The sequence below is a fragment of the Candidatus Contendobacter odensis Run_B_J11 genome (assembly GCF_000531125.1).
In the GTDB taxonomy this organism is placed as follows: domain Bacteria; phylum Pseudomonadota; class Gammaproteobacteria; order Competibacterales; family Competibacteraceae; genus Contendibacter; species Contendibacter odensensis.
Genome location: NZ_CBTK010000227.1, coordinates 1 through 1,341, shown reverse-complemented (window position 1 = coordinate 1,341; position 1,341 = coordinate 1). Strand labels below are relative to the sequence as shown.

Annotated in this window: 1 protein-coding gene and 1 pseudogene; both read left to right on the top strand. The window is 61.8% G+C overall.

What is annotated here, in order from left to right; genetic code table 11:
• The first annotated feature begins 444 nt into the window (after positions 1-444).
• Entirely contained in the window at positions 445-978 is a 534-nt protein-coding gene (locus tag BN874_RS22680) for a transposase (RefSeq protein WP_051497829.1), read from the top strand.
• A gap of 28 nt (positions 979-1,006) precedes the next feature.
• Positions 1,007-1,341: pseudogene (locus tag BN874_RS22675) on the top strand (IS4 family transposase); the annotation flags it as partial.

Genomic DNA, 1,341 nt, shown 5'->3' with positions numbered 1-1,341 from the left:
TTTCGAGGCTTGTCAAGCTCCCAAAGGGTGCCAGCATGGTAGGCTAACCACTTGTTTCAGTGAGTGATGACGACCACCATGCCGACGGCACCTGCCAGGAAACCCGGCTTAGTGCGCCATACCCGGGCGGTCCAGCGGGACCGCCCGAAGCGCCCGCCCAGCGTACCGCCCGATGAGCAGAGCGTCGCGCGGTTGGCCGAGATCTTCATCCAGCCACCTTACGATTGGTTGAACACTACCATCACTTGGGGTTGCGTGAGCGAATTCTCACGCTCCCGATCAGGGTGGCGCGGGTACTCAGTCTCATCTGGCGCCAGTGTGCCGGGGTGAGCGAGTTGGTGCGGGTGGCGCAGCAGGAAGCGTTATTGTGGGCACCGCCGCTGCGACGGCTGAGCCAGCAGGCACTGGCCCAACGCTTGCGGACCTTGCCGTCCGACCTGTTTTTTGCGCCTGTTGCGTGTTTTGTTGGCGGTGTTCCGGGCGCGCTGGGAGACCCGGCAGCGCCCCTTGCCACCGGCCATCGAATGGGCACGGACCCGCTACACTCAGCTGTTGGCGGCGGATGGATCGACGCTGGATGCCCTCCTGCGCAAAGTCGGGTTGCTGCAGCAAGACGCGACGCATCCACTGGCCGGCCGGATGACCGCCTTGTTGGAGTTGACCTCTCGGCTGCCCTGGCAGCTGTGGTATGAACCCGATCCTCAGACCCATGACCAGCGGTGCTGGCCGCAGATTCTGGCCGTGCTCCGGGCCGGCATGTTGCTGATCGTCGATCTCGGTTATACCAATTTCAGCGTGTTTGCCCAGTTGACCCAAGCCCAGGTCACGTTCATTACCCGCGCCAAAAGTAATCTGGTTTATCAGGTGGAAACCACCTTGCAGCGCAACAGCACCGTTCACGATGGCCTGGTCTGGATCGGTCAGGGTGTCGGCCCTCTACCACGGCGTGTGGTATCGCTACTTGACCAACGAACTTGATCCTCAGCGCCGGCCGGCGCTTGTTGTCGTGGCCCTTTACCGGCAACGCTGGCGCATCGAAGACGCCTATGCGATCGTCAACCGATTGTTGGGGCTGGCCTATTTCTGGTGTGGCGCTCGGAACGCCGTGGAAATGCAACTGTGGGCCACTTGGCTGCTCTATGCCGTGTTGGTCAACCTGACCGACGCCGTGGCCGAAGCCTTGGAGCGGCCGATGGCCCACGTATCCTTGGAGATGGTCTATCGCAGCCTCTATTTCTTTACTCAAGCGTACCACCGGGGTGAAGCCACCGATGTCGTTGCCTACTTGGCCGCCCATGCCAAGGAATTCGCCATCCTCAAGCGTCCTCGTAAACCGCCCGC